The organism is Roseateles chitinivorans (assembly GCF_050632235.1).
Taxonomy (GTDB): Bacteria; Pseudomonadota; Gammaproteobacteria; order Burkholderiales; family Burkholderiaceae_C; genus Roseateles; species Roseateles chitinivorans_A.
The window spans coordinates 597,982-621,212 of record NZ_CP192584.1; the positions used below are offsets into that span (position 1 = coordinate 597,982).

Consider the following 23,231-nt stretch of genomic DNA (forward strand, 5'->3'; position numbering starts at 1 on the left):
GGGATCAAGTCTTCCGGACCCGCTCCCACAGCGCGCCCGCCTCGCCCACCAGCCCGCGCCGGAACGCCAGCACGCAGACGATGAAGATCAACCCGGTGACCAGGCTGACCGACTCCCCGAGCCCGGCGAACCACTGGATGCCGGTCAGGTTGGCCAGCCACTGGCCGAGGTCGCCGATCTTGTTCTCCAGGGCGATGATCACCAGCGCCCCGACGATGGGCCCGACCATCGTCCCCATGCCGCCCACCAGCGTCATCAGGATCACCAGGCCGGACGTCGTCCAGATCGCGTCGGTCAGCGTCGCGAAACCCAGCACCAGCGTCTTGGTCGCGCCCGCCAGACCGGCCAGCGCGGCCGACAGCACGAAGGCCATCAGCTTGAACCGCGCCGCGTCGTAGCCCAGCGAGGTCGCGCGCGCCTCGTTCTCGCGGATCGAGGTCAGCACCTGCCCGAAGGGCGAATGCACCGTCCGGTAGATCAGCCAGAAGCCGAAGATGAAGATCGCCAGCACCAGGTAGTACAGCGCGCTGTCGCTCTCCAGGTTGATGCCCAGCAGGCTGCCGCGCGGCACCGACTGCAGGCCGTCTTCCCCGCCGGTGAACGGCGCCTGCAGGAAGTAGAAGAACAGCATCTGCGCCAGCGCCAGCGTGATCATCGAGAAGTAGATGCCCGAGCGCCGGATCGCCAGCAGCCCGAACACCAGCCCCGCGACCGCCGCCATCAGCGTGCCGAAGGCGATGCCCACCAGCGGCGGGAAGCCCCAGACCTTCATCGCATGCCCGGCGGCGTAGGCCGCGGCGCCGAGGAAGGCCGCATGGCCGAAGCTCAGCAGCCCCGTGAAGCCGATCAGCAGGTTGAAGGCGCAGGCGAACAGCGCGTAGCACATCACCTTCATCGCGAAGATCGGATACACGCCCAGGAAGGGCAGCAGCGCGATGGCGATGAACAGGGCCACGTAGCCCAGCGGTTTCTTGTTCATTTCTCTTTGCCGAACAGGCCGGCGGGACGCACCAGCAGGACCAGGGCCATGACGACGAACACCACCGTGTTGGACGCCTCCGGATAGAAGACCTTGGTCAGGCCCTCGACGACGCCCAGCCCCAGGCCGGTCAGGATCGAGCCGAGGATCGAGCCCATGCCGCCGATCACCACCACCGCGAAGACCACGATGATCAGGTTGGAGCCCATCAGCGCATTCACCTGCAGGATGGGCGCCGCGAGCACGCCGGCGAAGCCGGCCAGCGCCACGCCGCCGGCGTAGGTCAGCGACACCAGCCGCGGCACGTTGACGCCGAAGGCCTGCACCAGCTTCGGGTTCTCGGTGCCGGCGCGCAGCGTCGCGCCCAGCGAGGTCTTCTCGATCAGCACCCACACGCCCAGGCACACCACCAGCGAGGCGGCGACCACCCACGCGCGGTAGTTCGGCAGGATCATGAAGCCCAGGTTGGTCGCGCCCGACAGCGCCTCCGGCGCCGAGTACGGCTGCCCGCCGACGCCGAAGAAGGAGCGGAACACGCCCTCGATCACCAGCGTCAGCCCGAAGGTCAGCAGCAGGCCGTAGAGGTGGTCCAGCTTGTAGAGCCACTGCAGCAGCAGCCGCTCGATCACCAGCCCGAACACCCCCACGAGCAGCGGCGCGATCAGCAGCATCGCCCAGTAGTTGATGCCGAAGTACTCCAGCCCCATCCACGCCAGGAACGCGCCCATCATGTAGAGCGCGCCATGGGCGAAGTTGATGATGTTCAGCATGCCGAAGATCACCGCCAGCCCCAGCGAGAGCATCGCGTAGAACGAGCCGTTCACCAGCCCCAGCAGGAGCTGGCCGAGCAGCGCCGGCAACGGGACGCCAAAGAAGTCGGTCATGCGGTGTCTCCGGCCTCAGCTCACTTCTTGACCAGCGGGCACTTGGAGTCGGCCAGCTTGGTGAAGGCGTCGTCGCCCGCGATGCGGGTCACGACCTTGAAGTAGTCCCACGGCTCGGTGGACTCCTTCTGCGACTTCACCTGCAGCAGGAACATGTCGTGCACCGCGCGGCCGTCCTCCTTGCGGATCGTGGCCTTGGTGTAGAAGTCGTTGACGGGCGTGGCCTTCATCTGCGCGACGACCTTGTCGCCGTCGTCGGACTTGATCGCCTCGACCGCCTTCAGGTAATGCGACACCGCCGAATAGTCCGCCGCCTGCAGCGACGAGGGCATGCGCTTCATCTTCTCGAAGAAGCGGCGCGCCCAGGCGCGTGCCTCGGGGCTCTGGTTCCAGTACCAGCTGTCGGTCAGGTACATGCCCTCGGTGGTCTTCAGCCCCAGCGAGTGCACGTCGTTGATGAACATCAGCAGCCCGGCCAGCTTCATCGTCTTGGTGATGCCGAACTCGTTGGCCGCCTTCACCGCGTTGATGGTGTCGCCGCCCGCGTTGGCCAGGCCCAGGATCTGCGCCTTGGAGCTCTGCGCCTGCAGCAGGAAGGAGGAGAAGTCGCTCGCGTTCAGCGGATGCTTCACCGCGCCCAGCACCTGGCCGCCGGACTTGGTCACCACCGCCGAGGTGTCGGACTGCAGCGAGGTGCCGAAGGCGTAGTCCGCCGTCAGGAAGTACCAGGTCTTGCCGCCCGACTTGGTCACCGCCGCGCCGGTGCCGTTGGCTAGGGCCACCGTGTCGTAGGCGTAGTGGATGGTGTAGGGCGTGCATTCCTCGTTGGTCAGGCGCGAGGTGCCGGCGCCGATCGAGATGAAGGGCTTCTTCTTCTCCGCCGCCACCTTGGCCATCGCCAGGCTGGTGCCGGAGTTGGTGCCGCCGATCAGCAGGTCCAGGCCTTGGGTGTCGAACCACTCGCGCGCCTTGGAGGCGGCGACGTCGGCCTTGTTCTGGTGGTCGGCGAAGACCAGCTCGATCTTCTTGCCGGCGACCTGGCCCTTCGCGTCGGCGATGGCCATGCGGATGGCCTCCACGCCGCCGGCGCCGTCGATGTCGGCGTACACGCTCGACATGTCCGTGATGATGCCGATCTTGATCGTGTCGCCGGAAATCTGCGCCTGTGCGCCAAGACTGCCGCAGGCCAGCACCGAGGCCAGGGCAACGGTTTTGAGGGTCGTCTTCATCGCTTGTCTCCTTGTTCTAACGGCCTCAACGGGCCCATGCGGGTTTCAGACTCGAAGCTCGGAATGTCGGTATCGCTATCGGTAAGCCAGATGTCGGGTCGTGCGTGACGGAGGCGGCGGGCGTCCGTCACACGCTCAGCAGCTCGTCGAGCAGCGCGCGCTTGCTGTCGAGCTGCGCGGCGCTGAAGGACTCGACCACCTGGCCGTGCTCCATCACGACGAAGTGGTCCGCCAGCGGCGCGGCGAACCGGAAGTTCTGTTCCACCATCACGATGGTGAAGCCCTGCGCCTTCAGCGCGGTGATCATGCGGGCCAGCGCCTGGACGATGACCGGGGCCAGGCCCTCGGAGATCTCGTCCAGCAGCAGGATGTCCGCGCCGGTGCGCAGGATGCGGGCCACGGCCAGCATCTGCTGCTCGCCGCCCGACAGCCGCGTGCCCGGGCTGTGCCGGCGCTCGGAGAGGTTGGGGAACATCGCGTAGATCTCGTCCTCGGACATGACCTTGCCGCGGCCGCTCTTGAACACCGGCGGCAGGCGCAGGTTCTCCTCGGTGCTGAGCGACGCGAAGATGCCGCGCTCCTCCGGGCAGTAGCCCAGGCCGAGGCGTGCGATGCGGTGCGTGGGCAGCGTGACGCTCTCCTGGCCGTGGACCTTGATCGAGCCGCTGCGGCGGTCGGTCAGGCCCATGATGGCGCGCAGCGTCGTCGTGCGGCCGGCGCCGTTGCGGCCCAGCAGCGTCAACACCTGACCCTGCGGGATCGCCAGGTCGATGCCGTGGAGGATGTGGCTTTCGCCGTACCAGGCCTGCAGGCCCTTGATCTCCAGCGCGTACGCCATCAGTGCGCCCCTTGCAGCTCGGTGGCCTCGGAGCCCATGTAGGCCTCCAGCACCTTCGGATGGCGGGAGACGGTGGCGTAGTCGCCCTCGGCCAGCACGGCGCCGCGGGCCAGCACGGTGATGCGGTCGGCGATGCTGCTGATGACCTTCATGTTGTGTTCCACCATCAGCACGGTGCGTCCTTCGGCGACGCGCTTGATCAGCGCGGTGACCCGGTCCACGTCCTCGTGGCCCATGCCCTGCGTCGGTTCGTCCAGCAGCATCAGTTCGGGCTCCATCGCCATCGTCGTGGCGATCTCCAGCGCGCGCTTGCGGCCGTAGGGCAGGTCGGCGGCGCGCAGCGCGGCCATGTCGCGCAGGTCGACGAGTTCCAGCAGTTCGAGCGCGCGGCCGTCCAGCTTCGCCAGTCCACCCAGGCCCTTCCAGAAGTGGTAGCTGGTGCCGGTGAAGCGCTGCAGGCCGATGCGAACGTTCTCCAGCACCGTCAGGTGCGGGAACACGGCGCTGATCTGGAACGAGCGGATCACGCCGCGGCGCGCGATCTGCGCGGGCTTCTCGCCGGTGATGTCGTGACCGTTGAAGAGGATCTGCCCGCGGGTCGGGATCAGGAACTTGGTGAGCAGGTTGAAGCAGGTGGTCTTGCCGGCGCCGTTGGGGCCGATCAGCGCGTGGATATGCCCGCGCTGCACTTGCAGGTCGACCGAGTCCACGGCGGTGAAGCCCTTGAACTCCTTGGTCAGTTTGCGTGTCTCCAGGATGAGGTTGCTCATCGGCGCAAGGGTGGGCGCCGGTGGTCCGGTGCCTCTGTAGTGGAGCCAGGAATTTAGGGCCCTGGCGGGGCCCCTCGACAGCGTAAAACCCTTTACGCAGCATTGCGCAAGGGCTAACCCTCGGGCCTTTGTGGCCGTGGCGGCGCTGTGGTTCCACATGACGCCGCAGCTGTCTTTCACGAGGCTGACGCAGACCGCCGACGCGGTGGATTCCTGAAGGGGCCAGGACATGCCACAACGCCGTCTTGACGAGGGCGTGTCACCGGAATCTCCTGCGGGAGAACGATGCTTCTTCCGAACGGGGAGGGTGGCCCGCCCAAGGCGTGGCTATGCTGCGCGCCTGCCCGAACACACGCATCCCATGCACAGGAGGTTCCCCATGATCCGTTCCGGAAAATTCGCCGCGCTCGGCCTCGCGATCGCACTGGCCGCCGCGGGCGTGCAGGCCGCCGCGCCGCAGGTGAAGACGCAGGCGCCGGGCTACTACCGGCTGATGCTCGGCGACTTCGAGATCACCGCGCTGAGCGACGGCACGATCGATCTGCCGGTCGATCAGCTGATGGACAAGGCCAAGCCTGGCACCGTGGTGAAGGCGCTGGGGAAGAACTACCTGAAGCCGCCGGTCGAGACCTCGATCAACGGCTACCTGATCAACACCGGCACCAAGCTGGTGCTGATCGACACGGGCGCCAACGGCGTGTTCGGTCCGACGACGGGCAAGCTGCTCGCCAACCTGAAGGCGGCGGGCTACCAGCCGGAGCAGGTCGACGAGGTCTACATCACCCATCTGCATCCGGACCATGCCGCGGGCCTGACGAAGGACGGCCAGGCGGTATTCCCGAACGCGGTGGTCCGGATGGACCAGCATGACGCCGACTACTGGCTGAACACGGCGAATGCGGCGAAGGCCTCGCCGGGCCACAAGGACTTCTTCGGCGCGGCGATCGCGGCGCTGAAGCCGTACCAGGACGCGGGCCGCCTCAAGCCGTTCAGCGGCGAGACGGAGCTCGTGCCGGGCATCCGCACGCATGCGGCCTACGGCCACACGCCGGGGCACACGGTCTACATGGTCGAGAGCCAGGGCCAGAAGCTGGCGGTGTGGGGCGACCTGATGCACGTCGCGGCGGTGCAGTTCCCGGATCCGTCGGTCACGATCAACTTCGACAGCGATTCGAAGCAGGCGATGCCGCAGCGCCAGAAGGCCTATGCGGACGCGGCGAAGAACGGCTACTGGGTCGCGATCGCGCACGTGTCCTTCCCGGGCCTCGGCCATGTGGCCGCGGACGGCAAGGGCTACCGCTGGGTGCCGGCGAACTACAGCATCAAGCCGTGATCAGCTGAGACCTGCGGAGCCGGCCTCGACATGACGTTCGAGGCCGGTGACCAGCGCATCGAACACCGCCCGGCATCGCGGGCTGTCCCTCAGGTCCTCATGCATGGTGATCCACGTCTCCAGGGGGATGCTGAGGTCCTCCGCGAGCACGCGGCGCAGCGCCGGATCGCGCCTGGCCAGCGCGACCTGGCACAACCCCAACCCGCTCCCGCGCGGACCAGGGCGAGATGGGCGAGGTCGCTGTCGGTGCGCAGCGCGAAGTGCTCGGTCGTCATCACCGGATAGCGTCGCGCCAGTTCGCGCACGTAGGGCGCCGGCTGGTCGTACCCGATCAGCGCGTGGCCGTCCGCGACCAGCGCCTTCATCGACTCCGGCGTCCCCCGTGCCGCGAGGTAGCGCTCGTGCGCATGCAGGCCGACCTCGATCACGCCGACGCGACGTGCGATCAACTGCTCCTGCTTCGGCGAGGTCATGCGGATCGCGATGTCGGCCTCGCGTCGCAGCAAGTCCTGCACGCGGTTGCTCAGCACCAGCTCGACGATCAGCGCGGGATGGCGCTCGCGCAGTTCGGCGATCAATGGCGGCAGCACCTCCACGCCGATGACTTCGCTGGCGGTCACGCGCACGATGCCGCGCACGCCGTCGCCATGGCTGCGCGCGGTGCGCTCCAGCGCGGCCGCCGTGCTGTCCATCGCTTCGGCATAGGGCCGCAGCGCCAGCGCTGCCTCCGTCGGCAGCAGACCGGCGGGCGTTCGCACGAAGAGCGATTGCCCCACCTGCGCTTCCAACGCCGCCACGTGCCGGCCGACCGTCGGCTGCGTCAGGTCCAGCGCCCGAGCGGCGCCTGACAGCGAACCTTCCCGCAGCACGCCGAGGAAGGAGCGGTACCACTCCCAGGCGATGCCTGCGCTCGACGAACTGGGGGAGCCGGAGGCGGGGGTATTCGCAGCGGGAGGGGCAGTCCTTGAGGTCATGCAGAAATGTATAGCCGCTCATCGACGTTCGGTAATTTTCAGGAAAGCCGCTCTTTTCCAGAATCCATCCCATGCCTTCACCCAACAGGACCTCGGCGGTCCAGCAGGAGCTGACGATGGATGCGATGACCTCGATGGATGCGATCGGTATGCTGGCCGCGATGACGGCCGTGGCGCGGCGGACGGCGCTGGTGCTGGGCGCGAGCGGCGGCATCGGTGGCGCGGTGGCGCGGTCCCTGCGCGATGCGGGTTGGACGGTGCGGGCACTCAAGCGCGGACTGGCCACTGAATCCGAGGACCGCGACGGCCTGCACTGGCTGCGGGGCGACGCCCTCGTCGCCGAGGATGTGCAGCGCGCCGCGCAGGGCTGCAGCGTGATCGTGCATGCGGTGAACCCGCCCGGTTATCGCCGCTGGAGCGAGCTGGTGCTGCCGATGCTCGACAACACCATCGCCGCCGCCAAGGCGCGTGGCGCGACCGTCGTGCTGCCTGGCACCGTCTACAACTTCGGACCCGACGCGATGCCGCATCCGGTCGAGGACTCGCCGCAGCGTCCCGTGACACGCAAGGGCGCGATCCGCGTCGAGATGGAGCGCCGCCTGCAGGCCGGCGCCGAGCGTGGCGACTTCCGCGCCGTCATCCTGCGCGCCGGCGACTTCTTCGGCCCGGGCGCGGCCAACAGCTGGTTCTCCCAGGGCCTCGTGACGCCGGGCAAGCCGGTGACGAGGATCCAGCAGGCGGGGACTGACGGCGTCGGTCATCAATGGGCCTATCTGCCCGATGTCGCGACGGCGATGGCCGCGCTGATCGAGCGCTGCGAGACGCTGCCCGCCTTCGCGCGCTTCCACTTCGCGGGCCATTGGGATGCCGACGGACGTCAGATGGCGGAGGCGATCCGCCGTGTCGTGCAGCGGCGCACCGGCGTGCAGGCGCGGATCACGCGCTTCCCCTGGTGGGCGGTACGCCTGGCTCAGCCGGTGGTGCCGTTGTTCCGCGAAGTGGCGGAGATGCGCTACCTGTGGCGCGAGCCGTTGCGCATGGGAGAGGCGCGCCTGACCGCCGAACTGGCCGACGTCGGAGGCGTCCCGCACACGCCGCTCGATGTCGCGATCGAGCGCACGTTGGAGGCACTGGGTTGCCTGCCCGCCGCTCAGGCCTCGGCGCGCTTCAATCGAAGTAGCGCTGCCGCAGGCGCTCGTAGCGCCCGTCCCGCCTGATGCGATCCAGCGCGGTCTGCAGGCGCCGCGCCAGCGCCGGATCGCTGTCCGCGGGCAGGCCGTACCAGTAGGATTTGTCGACGTCCATCGGCAGTACCGGCGTCAAGGTGGCGTAGGGCAGCTTCAGCTCGCGCAGGTGCCAGGCCGCAGCCCAGTCCAGCATCACGATCAGGTCCATGCGGCCGGCCAGCAGCTTGCGCAGGTTGGTCGCGTCGTCGATGGCGAGTTCCAGCTCGACCTCGGGCCGCAAGCCCTCTGCGATCAGCTGTCGCGCGGCGGCCGAATCGCGTGTCACGCCCATCCGCAGACCGCCGAGTTGCTTCAGGCTTGGGGGACGCACGTCCGCGCGGTGGCTCAGCCGGTAGACGAGGATGCGCCGCGGGCTGATCGGCCCGACCCAGCGGTACTGGGTCTCGCGCTCCGGGGTGCGCGTCAGCGAGAACAGCACGCTGTCCGCGCGCCGTCCTGCTTCCTGCACCGACCGCTGCCACGGCAGCACCTGCACGCGCAGCGGCAGGCCGGCGTCGGCCGCCACCATCTTCAGCAGCTCGGTGCTGAAGCCGCGCGCCTCGCCGTGTTCCGCATGGTTCAGCGGCGGCAGGTTCTCGGTGAAAGCGACCAGTTCGGCCGGCCCCGCCGCGGTCCGCGGACGCGCCGGGGCGGCCAGCGCCGCGGGCAATGCGCCCGGCAGCAGTCCCGCCGCCAGCAGGAGGCAGCACAGACGGCGCTCCGGCGGGGGCTGGATCTCGTGGGGCATCGCGGCAGTGTAGGAAGACGCCATGACAGGCCGACAGCGGTGTCGTCGCATAACGCCAACAAGGTCACGGCATCCGGACTGGGGAAAGCCCTTTCCCTCCAAAGAGGGCGCCTGCACGAAAGACCTGACCCCGGCCGTTATCCTCCGGCCCCGCCCTGGGACACCCCGGGCGTATCGAGCACAAGGGAGAAGCAATGAAGAAGTTCTGGAGCGGGTTGGCCGCGGTGATGGCCATGACGGCCGGCACCGCGCAGGCGGCCGATGACACGCTGATCTATGGATCTGTGGGCGTCGGCGGTGTCGACGGCAGCCAGGAGGCCTACAAGCGCGATGGCGACCAGCTGTCCGTCGGTTATTCGTTCGGCTATTACTTCAACGCGAACTATGGCGCCGAGATCTACACACGCAGCCTCGCGTTCCGGCCGTTCGGCCCGCGCCGCGATTACGCGTACCCCGACACGCACGTCGGCGTCGCCGCCGTCTACCGCTATCCGGTGGCCCGGATGTTCAGCCTGAACGGCCGGCTCGGCATCGGCCAGACCAAGATGTCACGCGACGACGGCGGCCATGCGGGCGACAAGACCAGCGTGACCGCCGGTGTCGGCGCATCCCTGGAATTCAGCCGCCACGTCGCGATCACCGCCGGCTACGAGCGCTACTCCGGCATCAACACCGGCCTGTGGCTGCTCGGCTGGCAGCTCGGCTACTGACCCGGCTGCCGACCCTGGACGTGGACGCCGTCAGGCGTCCATCTGCTTCTGGAAGACCAGGCCCGCGTGCTCGCGCAGCGCGTGGAATTTGATCTTCGGCCAGTTCTCCTGCATCGCGCGGAGTTCGCCGGCGTACTCGAGCAGCACTGTCGGCGCATTCACCGCATCCCAGGCGACGCGGTGCGCGTTGTGGTCGATGAAGCGACGCAGTTCCTTCTCGCCGCCATCGGCCTCGTCGCAGGTCACCCAGCGCGCGACGTTGTAGCGCGCCGGCATGACGCGGGCCTTGACGCCGTACTCGTGCTCCAGCCGGTGCGCGACGACCTCGAACTGCAGCTGGCCGACCGCGCCCAGCAGCAGCACGCTGCCGGCCTCGGGGCGGAAGACCTGGATCGCCCCTTCCTCGCCGAGCTGGCGCAGGCCTTCGCGCAGCTGCTTGGTCTTGAGCGGGTCCGCCACTTCGACGGAGCGGAACATTTCCGGCGCGAAGAAGGGCAGGCCGGTGTACTGCAGCGCCTCGCCCTCGGTGATCGTGTCGCCGAGCTGCAGCACGCCGTGGTTGGGGATGCCGATGATGTCGCCGGCGAAGGCCTCGTCCAGCAGTTCGCGGCGCTGCGACAGGAAGCTCACCACCGTGTTGGGGCGCAGCTCCTTGCCGGAGCGCACGACCTTCAGGCGCATGCCGCGCTCGAAGTGGCCCGAGGCCACGCGCAGGAACGCGATCCGGTCACGGTGCGCCGGGTCCATGTTGGCCTGGATCTTGAAGACGACGCCGGTGAACTTGGGCTCTTCCGGCTGAACGACGCGCTGCATCGCGGCGCGCTCGGCCGGCGCGGGCGCCAGCTCGACCAGCGCGTCCAGCACTTCCTGCACGCCGAAGTTGTTGACCGCGGAGCCGAAGAACATCGGCGTCTGCTGGCCCGCGAGGAAGGCGTCCTCGTCGAAGGCCGGCGCGGCTTCCTTGACCAGCTCGATCTCGCCCTGCGCGTTGTCGTACTGCATGCCGAAGCGCTCGGCGTAGGCCGGGTTGTCCAGGCCGTCCAGCACTTCCTCGGTGCCGGCGGCGCGGTCCTCGCCGGGCGCGAAGACCCGCATGCGCTGCTGGCGCAGGTCCATCACGCCGTGGAAATGCTTGCCCATGCCCACCGGCCAGGTGAACGGGACCACCGTCATGCCCAGCTCGCGCTCGATCTCGTCCATCAGCGCCAGCGGCTCCTGGACCTCGCGGTCCATCTTGTTGACGAAGGTCAGGATCGGCGTGTTGCGCGCGCGGCAGACCTGGATCAGCCGCCGGGTCTGCGGCTCGACGCCGTTGGCCGCGTCGATCACCATCAGCGCCGCGTCGACCGCGGTCAGCACGCGGTAGGTGTCTTCCGAGAAGTCCTGGTGGCCCGGGGTGTCCAGCAGGTTGATGACGCAGTCGCGGTACTCCATCTGCATCACCGACGAGGCCACCGAGATGCCGCGCTGCTTCTCGATCTCCATCCAGTCGGAGGTCGCATGCCGCGAGGCCTTGCGCGCCTTCACCGAGCCCGCGATCTGGATCGCGCCGGAGAACAGCAGCAGCTTCTCCGTCAGCGTGGTCTTGCCCGCGTCAGGGTGGGAAATGATGGCGAAGGTGCGGCGACGGCGCACTTCGGACGGGATGCGGGACAGATCGGTGGACATGGCGGCTCTGGGGCGGCGAACCTGGGATTATCGGCCATGCACCGCGACAGTCCTCACTGTTCCGGCATGAAGGGCCGGACGCGGGCCAGCAGGCGCTCGACGTACTCGTCCTTCTCCCCGACCGGTGCGGCGTAGGTCAACGCGTCCCGGGCGGCGGACTCGCCGGCCTTGCTCCACATCAGCCAGGCCGACAGGTACTGCGAGGCGAGGCAACCGCCCGACGTCGCCACCGGGCCGCGGGCGTGGAAGGGTTCGTCGAGGACCCGCACGCCGGCCTCGACCAGCCAGGGGCGCGTGGAGGCATCGGTGCATGCGGGCGCGTCGCCGAGCAGCCCCAGCCGCGCCACCAGCAGCGCGCCGGAGCACTGCGAGGCGATCAGCTGCCGCGTCGGATCGATCTGCAGCCGGTCCAGCAGGGCCGAGTTCTCCGCGATCGCCCGCGTGTAGATGCCCGAGCCGAACCAGACCGCGTCGGCCTCGTTGGCCCACTCGAGCGGGTGTTTCAGCTGAACGGTCACGCCGTTCATCGAGGTGACCGCCGGCCCGGGCCCGCACAGTTCGGCGGACCAGCCCAGCGGCTTGAGCCGGTTCAGCAGCCCCAGGGGGACGAAGCTGTCGATCTCGTTGAAGCCGTCGAAGGAAAGGATGGCAATGCGCATGAGGAGACCCGGAAGACCCGCAAGGCGATGCGGCCCACTGTAGCGCCGTCGCCCGCCAGGCCCAAGTCGAGGGGTTATCCGCCGGCGCCGCCCGGCGCCTGCGGCGAGCCCAGCGTGCCGAGCTGGGTGCCGATGCGCACCAGCAGGTGCTGGCGCACGCGCTGGACGACCTCGGCGGCGTCCACCGGGCCGAGTTCCTCGGCCAGCCGGGTCTGCACCTCGTAGTGCAGGTAGAGCATGCCGCGCAGCTTCTCGAAGCCGCTTTCGTGGCCGTCGCCGCAGATGCGCAGGTCGTTGTCGAGCACGCGCTCGATGACGCCGGGATCGAGCAGCCGCACGTGGCACATGATCGCCAGCTGCGCGATCTGGAGGTCCACGTCCTCGACCGTCTTCTCCCATTCCTCGTGGCTGTGGCGTTGCTTGGGCGTTCGCATGGTCACTCCTCCCCGGCCAGCAGCCGGAACGTGTGGCGGGCCATCATGAGTTCCTCGTCGGTGGGGATGACCCAGGCCTCGCACCGGCTGTCGACGGTGCTGATCCGGCGCTCGGCCGGCCCCTCGCGGTTGGCGGCGTCCTGCACCGACACCCCCAGCCACAGACAGCGCGACAGCACCCGCCGACGGATCTCCGCGGCATGCTCGCCGATTCCGGCGGTGAACACCAGGCCGTCCAGGCCGCCCATTTCCGCCGCCAGCGCGCCGATCTCGCGGGCGACGCGGTGGACGAAGACGTCGATCGCGAATCGTGCCCGCGGCGCATCGCTGGCCAGCAGCTGGCGCATGTCGCTGGAGATGCCGGACAGTCCCAGCAGGCCGGACTGCTTGTAGAGCAGGGTCTCGAGCTCGCGCGCGTCCATGCGCTGCTCGTCCATCAGGTAGATCAGCACGCCGGGATCGACCGCGCCGCTGCGCGTGCCCATCGGCAGGCCGTCGACGGCGGTGAAGCCCATGCTGCTGGCGATGCTGCGGCCGCGGTGCAGCGCGCAGGCGCTCGCCCCGTTGCCCAGGTGCAGGATGACCGCGCGACCGTCCGCCAGGCGCGGCGACAGCGCCGGCAGCCGCGACGCGATGTACTCGTAGCTCAGGCCGTGGAAACCGTAGCGGCGCACGCCGGCTTCGAACAGCGCGTAGGGCAGGGCGAAGGCGTCGGCGACATCGGACTGGCCGCGGTGGAAAGCCGTGTCGAAACAGGCGACCTGCGGCAGTCCCGGCAGCGCCGAGAAGGCGCGGCGGATCGGCGCCAGGTTGTGCGGCTGATGCAGGGGGCCAGCGACACCAGCGTCTCGAGTTGCGCCAGCACCGGCGGCGTCACCCGCACCGGCTGCGCGAACGCGGTACCGCCATGCACGACGCGGTGGCCGATGCCCAGCATCTGGATGCCGGGGAACTCGTGGGTGACGAACTCGATCAGGTGGTCGAGCGCGGCGTCATGCGTCAGCGTCTCGCCGACGGGCCAGTCGCGCGAGCCGGCCTTGGCGCCGTCGGCATGCGAGGCCTCGAAGTGAGGCTTTGCGGTGCCGATGCCTTCGACCTGCGCGCGCAGTTCGAGCCGCAGGGGCCCCAGCCGGCGGTCTTCGTGCAGCGAGTACATCGACAGCTTGATGCTGGATGAGCCCGCGTTGACGACCGCGATGAATTCGCCTTCAAGCCGTGCATCCATCGCTCACCCCATGATGTGATAACCGCCGTCCACGTACAGCGTGGAACCGGTGATGAGCCGCGCGTGGTCGCCCGCGAGCATCGCGGTCGCGTAGCCGACGTCGTCGATCGTCGCCAGCGCGTGGGCCGGCGCGCGGGCGGCGGCGTCGGCCAGCAACTGGTCGAACTCCTCCAGCCCGGACGCCGCGCGCGTCGCGATCGGCCCCGGCGAGATCGCATGTACCCGGATGCCCGCCGGGCCCAGTTCATGCGCGAGGTAGCGCACCGAGGCCTCCAGCGCCGCTTTCACGGGGCCCATCAGGTTGTAGTGCTCGATGACCTTGCTCGCACCCTGGAAGCTCATCGTGAACAGCGTGCCGCCGGCCGCGCGCATCAGCGGCTCCGCGAGGCGAGCCATGCGGATGAAGCTGTGGCACGAGATGTCCATCGCCATCGCGAAACCGGCCGCGCTGCTGTCGACGAGGCGCCCATGCAGGTCGTCCTTGGGCGCGAAGGCGATCGAATGCAGCGCCGCGTGCAGCACGCCCCAGCGCTCGGACACGGCGGCGAAGACCCCGTCGAGCGCGTCGGGATCGCGCAGGTCCAGGGGCAGCAGCATGTCGGCGCCGAGCGCGTCGGCCAGCGGCTTCACATGCGGCAGCGCCTTGTCGTTCAGGTAGGTGAGCGCCAGGTCCGCGCCCATCGCGCGGAAGGCCCGGGCGCAGCCGTAGGCGATCGACTGGTCGTTGGCGATGCCGGTGATCAGCACCTTGCGTCCGGCCAGCAGCCGGCCGAACTGCACGGCCGCGGAGTTCATGCGACCGCCTTGCGCCGGCGCGCGGGCCTGGACGCGGGCGAGGCCGCGATCGAGACCGTTGCCGCTGCCGCCGTCGACGCCGCGGTGGGTGCCGACAGCGCGAGCGCCATGTCGGCCACGCGCACCGGGTCGACGTGCAGCAGTTCGTGGACATGGCGCGCCGCTGGCGACTTGGGATCGGCGAGCTCGGATTCGCTCATCAGCACCGCGCTGGCGAGCGCCACGGCTTGCTCGCGGTCCTCGAGCGTCGGGAGCAGCGTCGGAAGGGCGGCCATCGCCTCGTCCGGCGCGAAGGTCACGATCAGCGCCTGACGATGCAGGAGCGTCGCCCAGTCTTCGCTGGGCACCGCGCCGGCGGAGACGGCGCCTTCGGCGTCCTCGGCCATGCGGCGGTGGGAGTCGGCCAGCAACTGGCCGAGCACCAGTCCGCGTCGCTGTATCACGCCGCGATGCGCGAGGCCCGCGAGCAGGATGCGGCAGACGGCGTCGGCGAACCCGCCTTGTTCGACCTGCTCCAGCGCCATGCGGCGCCCCTCGCGCTCATCGGCGGCCGCGTGCGCGGCGCCGGAGGCGAGGTCCGAGTCCCGTGGCGGCAGCAGCGCGCCCAGGCCGTACGGCCCGTAGACCGCTTCCACCCAGTGCACGAGCGTCGCATCGCGCTGGTGCCCGAGCCGGTCCAGCGATTCGCTGATCGCGCGGGAGCCGAGTTGCTCCCACTTGAGCCAGGGGTTCTCCGCATCGATGCTCTGGCGCTGCGCGCGAGCGCCGTCGGCGGCCTGCTTGAGCCACGGCGCCAGCGGATGCAGGTCGGAGATCGCCAGATGCTGCTGACGCAACGGATGCACCCAGCGCAGCCAGTCGCCGAGCGCCTGGCTGCCGACCGCGCGCACGGCCGGTTGCAGCCACTGGCGGTAGCGGCGCATGTTCATCTCGGAGACCTGCGCGATGGTGCTGAACAGCGCCTCGTCGCGGCGGCATTCCGGGTTCAGCGCGCGCAGGTCGTCCACGGTGCGGGTCTCGAAACTCACCGAGTAGTCGCCCGATTCCAGCGCCGCCAGCGGCGCTTCGGGATCGCGGGCCGCTATCTTCATCTCGTACAGGCCGGGTGGCAGCGCGACGATCTGCTCCAGCGTGTCGAGGATCTGCTCATGCTCGCGCCGCGCGACGCCGCCGCCGACGAAGATGCCCAGGTGGCCGATCTTCGGATGCAGCATGTAGACGATGGTGCGGCCCGCCTTGACCAGCGCCTTCTCGCTGCCCCAGACGTCGATGATCCAGTCCAGCGCCTGCTGGGGCGGGGTGATGTTGTCGCCCCAGGACGCGAAGATCACCATCGGTGCGGTGATGTTGCGCAGGTCCAGCCGGTAGCCTTCCAGCTCGACCTCGCCGCGCGCGAGGCGGTTGCCGATGAACAGGTTCTCGACGATGGCCTCGATCTCCTCGCCGGTCATGCGGAAGTAGCCGCCCCACCAGCGCTCGAAGTCGAGGAAGCGCTCGCGCTCGGTGTCGACGTTGGCGTAGAGGTGGTAGTACTTGTCCCACCAGCTGTTGGCGAGGTTGAGGTTCTCGAAGTTGGAGACCAGGTGCGCGCCGTCGAAGCGGTCGCCGCCGAGGTCCGCCGACAGCGCCGACATCCACGCGCCGCCGAGCGCGCCGCCTGCGTAGCGCATCGGGTTCTGTTCGGGCGAGCCCGCCCAGTACGACAGCGGCGCACCGTTCAGGATGATGGGCCCCATCAGGTCGCTGCGCACCGCGGCCAGCGCCGCGACCGCCCAGCCGGCCTGGCAGTTGCCGATCACCGCAGGCAGGCCCGGCGCCTTCGGATGGCGGCGGGCGACCTCCTCGATGAAGTGCGCCTCGGCGCGCGCGACGTCGAGCAAGGTCTGACCCTCGACCGGTTCCGGCTCGAAGGTGATGAAGTAGACCGGGTGGCCGGCGCGCAGCGCGACGCCGATCTCGGAGTCCGGCTTGAAGCCGCCGATCCCGGGCCCGTGGCCCGCGCGTGGATCGATGACGACGATGGGTCGCCGCGCGGGATCGACGATGTCGCCGTCCGCCGGCAGGATGCGCAGCAGCGCGTAGTTGCAGGGCTGCGGCAGGTCGCGGCCGTCGATCAGCAGTTCATGTTCGAACTTCAGCAGCGCGGGCTTGCCGGCCTTCAGGTGGTGGAGGAACACGTTGCCGCGCTCGCGCATCGTGTCCAGCGTCAGCAGCGAGCGCTGCCACGCGTCGGTCGCGTACGCTTGCCAGTCGTGGATCCAGTCGGACGTTCCGGACATTCGCCTTGCTCCCAGCAATGCCTCGCGAGGTCCGCTCGGCTTGATTTGTTGCACCGCAGCATGCATCATCGACCGCGACTCGTTGTCAATGTCCGAGGGAGACGCAGGGTGATCGAACCATGACCGAACAAGCGCCCGGTGCCCATCCGCACTACGACCGCCTCATCGAGGCGGTGCGCGAGCTGCCGCCGTTGCGCATGGCGGTCGTTCATCCGTGCAATGACGTGTCCCTGCTCGCGGCGACGGAAGCGGCGGCGCTGGGCCTGATCGAACCCCTCCTGATCGGTCCGGCGGGCAAGGTGTCGGAGGCTGCTGCCGCGGCCGGCGTAGATCTTTCGCGCTACACCGTCGTCGACGTGCCGCACAGCCATGCGGCGGCGGAGATGGGCGTGGCGATGGCGCTCAAGGGTGAGGTCGACGCGCTGATGAAGGGCAGCCTGCACACCGATGAACTGATGGGCGCCGTGGTGCGGCGCGAAGGCGGCCTGCGCACGTCACGGCGCATCAGCCATTGCTTCGTGATGGACGTGCCGGGGCACGCGCAGCCGCTGATCATCTCGGACGCGGCCATCAACATCGCGCCGACGCTGGAGGAGAAGGTCGACATCGTGCAGAACGCGATCGACCTCGCGCACGCGCTGCATCTCCCGGAGGTGCGGGTGGCGCTGCTGTCGGCGATGGAGACGGTGAATCCGAAGGTGCCGTCGACGCTGGATGCGGCGGCGCTGTGCAAGATGGCGGACCGCGGGCAGATCACCGGTGCGGTGCTGGACGGCCCCTTGGCGATGGACAACGCCATCGATGCCGAGGCGGCGCGCATCAAGGGCATCGTGTCGCCGGTGGCGGGCAAGGCCAACGTGCTGATCGTGCCGGACCTGGACGCCGGCAACATGCTCGCGAAGAGCCTGAGCTTCCTGGCGCAGGCCTACGCGGCGGGGGTGGTGCTCGGCGCGAAGGTGCCGATCGTGCTGACCAGCCGCGCCGATTCGCGCACGGCGCGGCTCGCGTCGTGCGCGCTGGCCTCGATGCTGGCCGAGGCCGGGCGGGCCGGCCGCATCAAGGCCGTGGGCTGATCACTCTTCCAGCAGCGAGCGCAGCATCCAGGCGGTCTGCTCGTGCACCGTCAGGCGCTGGGTGAGCAGGTCGGCGGTCGGCTCGTCGTTCGCCTTGTCGACCAGGTCGAACAGCGCGCGTGCCGTGCGGGCGACGCCTTCATGACCGTCGACCAGGATGCGGACCATGTCCAGCGCCTTGGGCGGCGTGGTCGGCGCGTCCGGCAGCGAGCTCAGCGCCGCGAACTGCGCGTACGAACCCGGCGCCTTGTGACCCAGCGAGCGGATGCGCTCGGCGACCGGATCGACAGCGTTCCACAGCTCGGTGTACTGGGCCATGAACATCGCGTGCAGCGAGTTGAACATCGGCCCCGTCACGTTCCAGTGGAAGTTGTGCGTGGTCAGGTAGAGCGTGTAGGTGTCGGCCAGCAGCTTGGACAAACCCTGCGCGATCGCCGCACGGTCCTTGTCGCTGATGCCGATCTGGATGGACGGCGCACCCTTCGCGGAGGTTGCCTTGGCGGGAGAGGGGCTCTTCTTGGCCATCGTGAAACTCCTTGCAGGAATGGAAGGAAAAAGACGCCACGCAGCCTAACCGATACCAGTGATCGGTGGCGTGACTGCGGGGCGACCAGTAGGTCTCTACTTGGACGTACGGCGCGCTAGGCCGCGAACGACCGAGCCGCTCGGGCCTTGGGTCTTCGCTTATGCGACGCTGTGCTGCATCCAGTCGATCAACGACTGCACGTTCAGCGCGGCGCCGGCGGCCACCAGCAGCCAACCCAGTGTGCGTTGTCCGGAACGAGGGGTCATGTCTTGCTCCTTGCAGATGCTTCCGACGTCGTCAGACGGTGAACTCGATGTCGAGCGTGCTCAGTGCGGCGCGGACGACGCGGCCGTAGTCCGGATCCGCCTTGTCGAAGTGGCCCAGCTGCCGATCGACGATGAAGGCCGGCACGCCGCGCATCGATTCCGCGATGTTGCGACCCAGCCGTTGCTGCTGTTCCTCGCCGAGCAGGCGGAAGAGGGCGCCGGGCTGCGCGTAGTCGTCATTGCCCTCGCGGTGGTCGAAGCGGGCCGCGTCGCCCTGCAGGCGCAGCGGCGGTTCGGCGACCGAGGGATCCTGCGTCGCGCCGCCGAAGCTGTTGGGCTCGTAGTACGCGTTCGGGTTGCCGGTCGGCGTGCGGAAGAACTTCATGGCGCCGTCCTTGTGATAGTGATGGACGGGGCACTTGGGCGCGTTGACCGGCAGCGCCTCGTAATGCGTGCCCAGGCGGTAGCGGTGCGCATCGGCGTAGCTGAAGATCCGCGCCTGCAGCACCTTGTCGGGGCTGAAGCCGATGCCCGGAACGATGTTGCTCGGCGAGAACGCGGCCTGCTCGATCTCCTCGAAGTAGTTCTCCGGATTGCGGTTGAGTTCGAGCACGCCGACCTCGATCAGCGGGTACTCGGCATGCGGCCAGACCTTGGTCAGGTCGAAGGGGTTGTAGGAGGTCTTGTCGGCGTCGAGTTCCGGCATCACCTGCACGGACATCGTCCACTGCGGGAACTGGCCCTGGTCGATCGCGCCGAAGAGGTCTTCCTGGTAGCTCTCGCGGGTCTGCCCGATGACGGCGGCGGCTTCGGCGTTCGTGAGCGTGCGATGGCCCTGGCGGGTCTTGAAGTGGAACTTCACCCAGAAGCGCTCGCCGTCGGCGTTCCAGAAGCTGTAGGTGTGGGAGCCGAAGCCGTCCATGAAGCGCGGGCTGACGGGGATGCCGCGGTCGCTCATCAGGATGGTGACCTGATGCAGGCTCTCGGGCGACAGGCTCCAGTAGTCCCACGCGGCGGTGGCGGAGCGCAGGTTGGTGACCGGATGGCGCTTCTGCGTGTGGATGAAGTCGGGGAACTTCAGCGGGTCGCGAATGAAGAACACCGGGGTGTTGTTGCCGACCAGGTCCCAGTTGCCTTCTTCGGTATAGAACTTCAGCGAGAAGCCGCGGACGTCGCGTTCCGCATCGGCGGCCCCTTGCTCGCCGGCGACCGTCGAGAAGCGCGCCAGCATCGGCGTCTGCTTGCCGACCGCGCCGAACAGCTTGGCACGGGTGAAGCGGGAGATGTCCTGCGTGACGGTCAGCGTGCCGAAGGCGCCCCAGCCCTTGGCATGCACGACGCGCTCAGGAATGCGCTCGCGGTTCTGGTGGGCCAGCTTCTCGATCAGCTGGTAGTCCTGCATCAGGACGGGGCCGCGCGGGCCGGCGGTCAGCGAATTCTGGTTGTCGGCGATCGGCGCGCCGGCGCTCGTCGTCATGACCGGGCACTGGGCGGGATGTGGGGGCTTGGCACTCATGGGCACTCCTCGATGCTTCAGACAGGGACGCTTTGTAGGGGTCCGGACCGCCGTTGAACTCCCCGGAAGGAAGACCTGAGCGGCGCATGAGGAGGACTTTAGAGAAATACTATCGATGATGATATTTGGATAGCTCAAACGTGGTGATTGGGAAAAACTAAAGCCGCCCGGAGGCGGCTTGGCAAGGGGTCGGGTCTTGCGGGCGTTCAAGACAACAAGGTCACCCCTTTGAGCGTGCACGCATACACCGCGTTGCGCAGCGCCGCGACTGCCTCGTAGCGGGTGAACGTGCGGCGCCAGGCGAGCACGACGCGGCGTGTCGGCGCCGGGTCTTCGAAGGGCACGTAGCGCAGGTGCGGCGGGACGTGGTCCGGCACGCTCAGCGCCGGCACCACCGTGACGCCCATCCCGGACGCCACCATGTGCTTGATGGTCTCCAGCGAGCTGCCCTCGAAGCTCTTGCGGATGCCTTCCGCGTCCGTCGAGAAACGCGCGAACTCCGGGCAGACCTCCAGCACGTGATCGCGGAAGCAGTGGCCGTTGCCCAGCAGCAGCATGGTCTCGGCCTTGAGCTCCTCGGCGCTGATGCGTTCCTTCTTCGCCAGCGGGTGCACCGCCGGGACCGCGACGACGAAGCGCTCGTCGTACAGCGGCGCCACCGCCAGGCCCGCGTCGGGGAAGGGCTCCGCCATGATCGCGCAGTCCAGCTCGCCGGTGCGCAGCATGTCCAGCAGTTTCTGGGTGAAGTTCTCCTGCAGCATCAGCGGCATGCGCGGATAGAGGTCGATGCAGTGCTTGACCAGTTCCGGCAGCAGGTAGGGCCCGATCGTGTAGATGATCCCCAGCCGCAGCGGCCCGTCCAGCGGATCCTTGCCCCGCTTGGCGATGTCCTTGATCGCGCTGGCCTGCTCGATCACCGACTGCGCCTGGCGCACGATGTCCTCGCCCAGCGGCGTCATCGTCACCTCGTTGGCGCCGCGCTCGAAGATCTTGACGTCGAGCTCCTCCTCCAGCTTCTTGATCGCCACCGACAAGGTCGGTTGGGAGACGAAGCAGGCTTCCGCGGCGCGGCCAAAATGGCGCTCACGGGCGACGGCGACGATGTAGCGCAGTTCGGTCAGGGTCATGGCCGGCATTGTCCTCAGAAAGCGGCATCGTGGCACCGTCCCGGTACACTGCCGCCCCACCCCCGGCCCCTCCCCGGACCTGCTTCCAGGGGACTCGCATGACCGAACAGACCTCCCCCCGACCGCTCCTCCGACGTCCGCGCCGACATCCCTCTATGCCGTGCCGCGTCCGGCGGGCGCTTTGCCCGACCGCAAGCCGGTCACGCTGCAGCGCCTGCTCGACATGCATGCCGCCGGCGAGAAGATCGCGATGCTGACCGCCTACGACGCCACCTTCGCGCATGCGATGGAGGACGCCGGCGTGGACTCGATCCTGATCGGCGACTCGCTGGGCAACGTCGTGCAGGGCCTGCAGACGACGGTGCCGGTCACGCTGGAGGCGATGGTCTATCACACGGCCAACGTGGCGCGCGCGCGGCGGGTGTCGTGGATCGTCGCGGACCTGCCGTTCGGCACGTACCACGAGTCGCCGCAGGCGGCCTGGAAGAACGCGATGCAGCTGGCGCAGGCCGGCGCGCACATGGTCAAGCTCGAAGGCGGCGGCTGGACCACGGAGACGGTGCGCTTCCTGACCGAACGCGGCATCCCCGTCTGCGCCCACCTGGGCCTGACGCCGCAGACCGTGACCGCGCTGAGCGGCTTCAAGGTGCAGGGCCGCGACGAAGCCGGGGCTGCGCGCATCAAGGCGCACGCGCGGGAACTGGTCGACGCCGGCGCTCAGATGCTGCTGCTGGAGATGGTGCCGGCGGCGCTGGCCGGCGAACTGACGCGCTCGCTGGGCGTGCCGGTGATCGGCATCGGCGCCGGCGCGGAGTGCTCCGGCCAGGTGCTGGTGATGCACGACATGCTCGGCGTGGGCGGCGGGCGCAAGCCCCGCTTCGTGCGCGATTTCATGCAGGGCACCGCGTCGATCGGCGAGGCGTTCTCGCGCTATGTGAGCGACGTGAAGTCCGGCGCCTTCCCTGCTGCCGAGCACACCTACTGATCATGAAGATCCATCACGACATCGCCGGCCTGCGCGCCGCGCTCGCGGGCGGCCGCCCGGTCGCATTCGTGCCCACGATGGGCAACCTGCACGACGGCCATCTGGCGCTGGTGCGCCAGGCGCGGGAGGCCGTCGGCCAGGACGGTGTCGTCGTGGCCAGCGTCTTCGTCAACCGGCTGCAGTTCGCGCCGCACGAGGACTTCGACCGCTATCCCCGCACGCTGCCGCGCGACGCCGAGCTGCTCGAGGGCGCGACCTGCGACGTCGTCTTCGCGCCCGACGAGCGCGAGATGTACCCCGAGCCGCAGGGCTACAAGGTGCATCCGCCGGTCGAGCTCGCCGACATCCTCGAGGGGCATTTCCGGCCGGGCTTCTTCATCGGCGTCTGCACGGTGGTCGCCAAGCTGTTCCAGATCGTCCAGCCGGACGTCGCCGTCTTCGGCAAGAAGGACTATCAGCAGCTGATGGTGATCCGCCGCATGGTCGACCAGCTGGCGATGCCGATCCGCATCCTCGCGGGAGAGACCGAGCGCAACGCCGACGGCTTGGCGCTGTCCTCTCGCAACGGCTACCTGAGCGGGCAGCAGAAACAGGACGCGCTGCTGCTGTCGCGCACGCTGAAGGCGATGATCGCGCGCTGGCAGGCGGGCGAGCGGGACCTGGACCGCATCGAGTCCGACGCGATGCAGTCGCTGCGCGACGCGGGCTGGGCGCCGGACTACCTCACGCTGCGCCGGCGGCACGACCTCGGCCCGGCGCGCGAGGGGAACCGCTGGTGGCGTTGGCCGCCGCGAAAATCGCCCAGACCCGGCTGATCGACAACCTCGAATTCTGAAACCGGAAGTGTCTTTCGGTCGGTGATCCTGGCCCTCCAGCGCGGGCCAGAGTGCGCTGCTTCACCCAGGGCGTACGCCGTCAGGGAAAGCCCTGCCGCATTCCGTGCGGCGCGCGCCCCGTCGGCAATGTTTTGTGAAGGTCGCGACACGA

At 68.8% G+C, this 23,231-nt stretch carries 19 protein-coding genes and 3 pseudogenes; 6 read left to right on the top strand and 16 right to left on the bottom strand.

Annotation, left to right across the window (positions count from 1 at the left end; translation table 11 throughout):
- Positions 1-4: 4 nt before the first annotated feature.
- From ACQ859_RS02605 to ACQ859_RS02625, 5 genes are all read right to left on the bottom strand, one after another.
- Positions 5-979, bottom strand: coding sequence for a branched-chain amino acid ABC transporter permease (locus tag ACQ859_RS02605; protein ID WP_431264489.1), 975 nt, complete (start codon positions 977-979; stop codon positions 5-7).
- On the bottom strand, positions 976-1,863 hold the full coding sequence (locus tag ACQ859_RS02610) for a branched-chain amino acid ABC transporter permease (RefSeq protein ID WP_431264490.1): 888 nt from the start codon (positions 1,861-1,863) through the stop codon (positions 976-978). The genes ACQ859_RS02605 and ACQ859_RS02610 overlap by 4 nt, the downstream gene beginning before the upstream one ends.
- 20 nt (positions 1,864-1,883) lie before the next feature.
- Complete coding sequence (locus ACQ859_RS02615) at positions 1,884-3,092, bottom strand: ABC transporter substrate-binding protein (RefSeq protein WP_431264491.1); 1,209 nt, start codon at positions 3,090-3,092, stop codon at positions 1,884-1,886.
- A gap of 127 nt (positions 3,093-3,219) precedes the next feature.
- Positions 3,220-3,930: an ABC transporter ATP-binding protein gene (locus ACQ859_RS02620; protein ID WP_088408002.1), complete on the bottom strand. Its 711-nt coding sequence runs from the start codon at positions 3,928-3,930 to the stop codon at positions 3,220-3,222.
- Positions 3,930-4,700, bottom strand: a complete 771-nt coding sequence (locus ACQ859_RS02625; RefSeq protein ID WP_431264492.1) for an ABC transporter ATP-binding protein — start codon at positions 4,698-4,700, stop codon at positions 3,930-3,932. Before ACQ859_RS02625 ends, ACQ859_RS02620 begins: the two co-directional genes overlap by 1 nt.
- 379 nt (positions 4,701-5,079) lie before the next feature.
- Between ACQ859_RS02625 and ACQ859_RS02630 the strand changes: the two genes are divergently transcribed.
- Positions 5,080-6,033, top strand: coding sequence for an MBL fold metallo-hydrolase (locus ACQ859_RS02630; RefSeq protein WP_431264493.1), 954 nt, complete (start codon positions 5,080-5,082; stop codon positions 6,031-6,033).
- Here the strand turns inward: ACQ859_RS02630 and ACQ859_RS02635 are convergent.
- A pseudogene (locus ACQ859_RS02635) lies at positions 6,034-7,019 on the bottom strand (LysR family transcriptional regulator).
- Positions 7,020-7,159: 140 nt separating this feature from the next.
- Here ACQ859_RS02635 and ACQ859_RS02640 point away from each other — a divergent pair.
- Positions 7,160-8,224, top strand: coding sequence for an NAD-dependent epimerase/dehydratase family protein (locus tag ACQ859_RS02640; protein WP_431266445.1), 1,065 nt, complete (start codon positions 7,160-7,162; stop codon positions 8,222-8,224).
- On the opposite strand, the gene ACQ859_RS02645 is transcribed toward ACQ859_RS02640, so the two are convergent.
- Complete coding sequence (locus tag ACQ859_RS02645; protein WP_431264494.1) at positions 8,175-8,981, bottom strand: substrate-binding periplasmic protein; 807 nt, start codon at positions 8,979-8,981, stop codon at positions 8,175-8,177. The genes ACQ859_RS02640 and ACQ859_RS02645 overlap by 50 nt on opposite strands.
- 194 nt (positions 8,982-9,175) lie before the next feature.
- Here ACQ859_RS02645 and ACQ859_RS02650 point away from each other — a divergent pair, with 194 nt between their 5' ends.
- Positions 9,176-9,691, top strand: coding sequence for an outer membrane beta-barrel protein (locus ACQ859_RS02650; protein WP_431264495.1), 516 nt, complete (start codon positions 9,176-9,178; stop codon positions 9,689-9,691).
- A 30-nt stretch (positions 9,692-9,721) separates the two neighbouring features.
- Here the strand turns inward: ACQ859_RS02650 and ACQ859_RS02655 are convergent, their stop codons facing one another.
- From ACQ859_RS02655 to ACQ859_RS02680, 6 genes and pseudogenes are all read right to left on the bottom strand, one after another.
- Complete coding sequence (locus tag ACQ859_RS02655) at positions 9,722-11,359, bottom strand: peptide chain release factor 3 (RefSeq protein WP_088407998.1); 1,638 nt, start codon at positions 11,357-11,359, stop codon at positions 9,722-9,724.
- Positions 11,360-11,412: 53 nt separating this feature from the next.
- The gene (locus ACQ859_RS02660; protein WP_431264496.1) at positions 11,413-12,018 is read right to left on the bottom strand and encodes a DJ-1/PfpI family protein; all 606 of its coding nucleotides are present in this window, start codon (positions 12,016-12,018) and stop codon (positions 11,413-11,415) included.
- Positions 12,019-12,092: 74 nt separating this feature from the next.
- Positions 12,093-12,452 (bottom strand): hypothetical protein, encoded by a 360-nt coding sequence (locus tag ACQ859_RS02665; RefSeq protein WP_431264497.1) that lies wholly within the window; start codon positions 12,450-12,452, stop codon positions 12,093-12,095.
- A gap of 2 nt (positions 12,453-12,454) precedes the next feature.
- Positions 12,455-13,677: pseudogene (locus ACQ859_RS02670) on the bottom strand (acetate/propionate family kinase).
- A 3-nt stretch (positions 13,678-13,680) separates the two neighbouring features.
- Positions 13,681-14,472 carry an enoyl-ACP reductase FabI gene (gene fabI / locus ACQ859_RS02675; RefSeq protein WP_431264498.1) on the bottom strand — a complete coding sequence of 264 codons (792 nt, stop codon included), beginning with the start codon at positions 14,470-14,472 and terminating at the stop codon, positions 13,681-13,683.
- Positions 14,469-16,751 carry a DUF3141 domain-containing protein gene (locus ACQ859_RS02680; RefSeq protein WP_431264499.1) on the bottom strand — a complete coding sequence of 761 codons (2,283 nt, stop codon included), beginning with the start codon at positions 16,749-16,751 and terminating at the stop codon, positions 14,469-14,471. Before ACQ859_RS02680 ends, fabI begins: the two co-directional genes overlap by 4 nt.
- Before the next feature lie 119 nt (positions 16,752-16,870).
- On the opposite strand from ACQ859_RS02680, the gene ACQ859_RS02685 reads away from it, so the two are divergent.
- A complete protein-coding gene (locus tag ACQ859_RS02685; RefSeq protein ID WP_431264500.1) occupies positions 16,871-17,824 on the top strand; it encodes a phosphate acetyltransferase in 954 nt (317 codons plus the stop codon).
- Here the strand turns inward: ACQ859_RS02685 and ACQ859_RS02690 are convergent, their stop codons facing one another.
- The 3 genes from ACQ859_RS02690 to ACQ859_RS02700 form a co-directional block, all read right to left on the bottom strand.
- Entirely contained in the window at positions 17,825-18,349 is a 525-nt protein-coding gene (locus tag ACQ859_RS02690; RefSeq protein WP_431264501.1) for a Dps family protein, read from the bottom strand.
- A 298-nt stretch (positions 18,350-18,647) separates the two neighbouring features.
- The gene (locus ACQ859_RS02695) at positions 18,648-20,132 is read right to left on the bottom strand and encodes a catalase (protein WP_431264502.1); all 1,485 of its coding nucleotides are present in this window, start codon (positions 20,130-20,132) and stop codon (positions 18,648-18,650) included.
- Positions 20,133-20,338: 206 nt separating this feature from the next.
- Positions 20,339-21,259, bottom strand: a complete 921-nt coding sequence (locus ACQ859_RS02700; protein WP_431264503.1) for a hydrogen peroxide-inducible genes activator — start codon at positions 21,257-21,259, stop codon at positions 20,339-20,341.
- A gap of 181 nt (positions 21,260-21,440) precedes the next feature.
- Between ACQ859_RS02700 and panB the strand changes: the two genes are divergently transcribed.
- Together panB and panC are read left to right on the top strand one after the other, a co-directional pair.
- The gene (gene panB, locus ACQ859_RS02705; protein ID WP_431264504.1) at positions 21,441-22,244 is read left to right on the top strand and encodes a 3-methyl-2-oxobutanoate hydroxymethyltransferase; all 804 of its coding nucleotides are present in this window, start codon (positions 21,441-21,443) and stop codon (positions 22,242-22,244) included.
- Between the two features lie 2 nt (positions 22,245-22,246).
- Positions 22,247-23,079 (top strand): annotated as a pseudogene (gene panC, locus ACQ859_RS02710) (pantoate--beta-alanine ligase).
- The last annotated feature ends 152 nt before the right edge of the window (positions 23,080-23,231 follow it).

Coding starts and splice junctions, on each gene's coding strand:
- ACQ859_RS02655 (WP_088407998.1), bottom strand. CDS start 11,359: ATGTCCACCGATCTGTCCCGCATCCCGTCCGAAGTGCGCCGTCGCCGC.
- ACQ859_RS02615 (WP_431264491.1), bottom strand. CDS start 3,092: ATGAAGACGACCCTCAAAACCGTTGCCCTGGCCTCGGTGCTGGCCTGC.
- ACQ859_RS02650 (WP_431264495.1), top strand. CDS start 9,176: ATGAAGAAGTTCTGGAGCGGGTTGGCCGCGGTGATGGCCATGACGGCC.
- ACQ859_RS02625 (WP_431264492.1), bottom strand. CDS start 4,700: ATGAGCAACCTCATCCTGGAGACACGCAAACTGACCAAGGAGTTCAAG.
- ACQ859_RS02610 (WP_431264490.1), bottom strand. CDS start 1,863: ATGACCGACTTCTTTGGCGTCCCGTTGCCGGCGCTGCTCGGCCAGCTC.
- ACQ859_RS02695 (WP_431264502.1), bottom strand. CDS start 20,132: ATGAGTGCCAAGCCCCCACATCCCGCCCAGTGCCCGGTCATGACGACG.
- fabI (WP_431264498.1), bottom strand. CDS start 14,472: ATGAACTCCGCGGCCGTGCAGTTCGGCCGGCTGCTGGCCGGACGCAAG.
- ACQ859_RS02685 (WP_431264500.1), top strand. CDS start 16,871: ATGACCGAACAAGCGCCCGGTGCCCATCCGCACTACGACCGCCTCATC.
- ACQ859_RS02660 (WP_431264496.1), bottom strand. CDS start 12,018: ATGCGCATTGCCATCCTTTCCTTCGACGGCTTCAACGAGATCGACAGC.
- ACQ859_RS02665 (WP_431264497.1), bottom strand. CDS start 12,452: ATGCGAACGCCCAAGCAACGCCACAGCCACGAGGAATGGGAGAAGACG.
- ACQ859_RS02605 (WP_431264489.1), bottom strand. CDS start 979: ATGAACAAGAAACCGCTGGGCTACGTGGCCCTGTTCATCGCCATCGCG.
- ACQ859_RS02700 (WP_431264503.1), bottom strand. CDS start 21,259: ATGACCCTGACCGAACTGCGCTACATCGTCGCCGTCGCCCGTGAGCGC.
- ACQ859_RS02680 (WP_431264499.1), bottom strand. CDS start 16,751: ATGTCCGGAACGTCCGACTGGATCCACGACTGGCAAGCGTACGCGACC.
- ACQ859_RS02690 (WP_431264501.1), bottom strand. CDS start 18,349: ATGGCCAAGAAGAGCCCCTCTCCCGCCAAGGCAACCTCCGCGAAGGGT.
- ACQ859_RS02645 (WP_431264494.1), bottom strand. CDS start 8,981: ATGCCCCACGAGATCCAGCCCCCGCCGGAGCGCCGTCTGTGCTGCCTC.
- ACQ859_RS02630 (WP_431264493.1), top strand. CDS start 5,080: ATGATCCGTTCCGGAAAATTCGCCGCGCTCGGCCTCGCGATCGCACTG.
- ACQ859_RS02620 (WP_088408002.1), bottom strand. CDS start 3,930: ATGGCGTACGCGCTGGAGATCAAGGGCCTGCAGGCCTGGTACGGCGAA.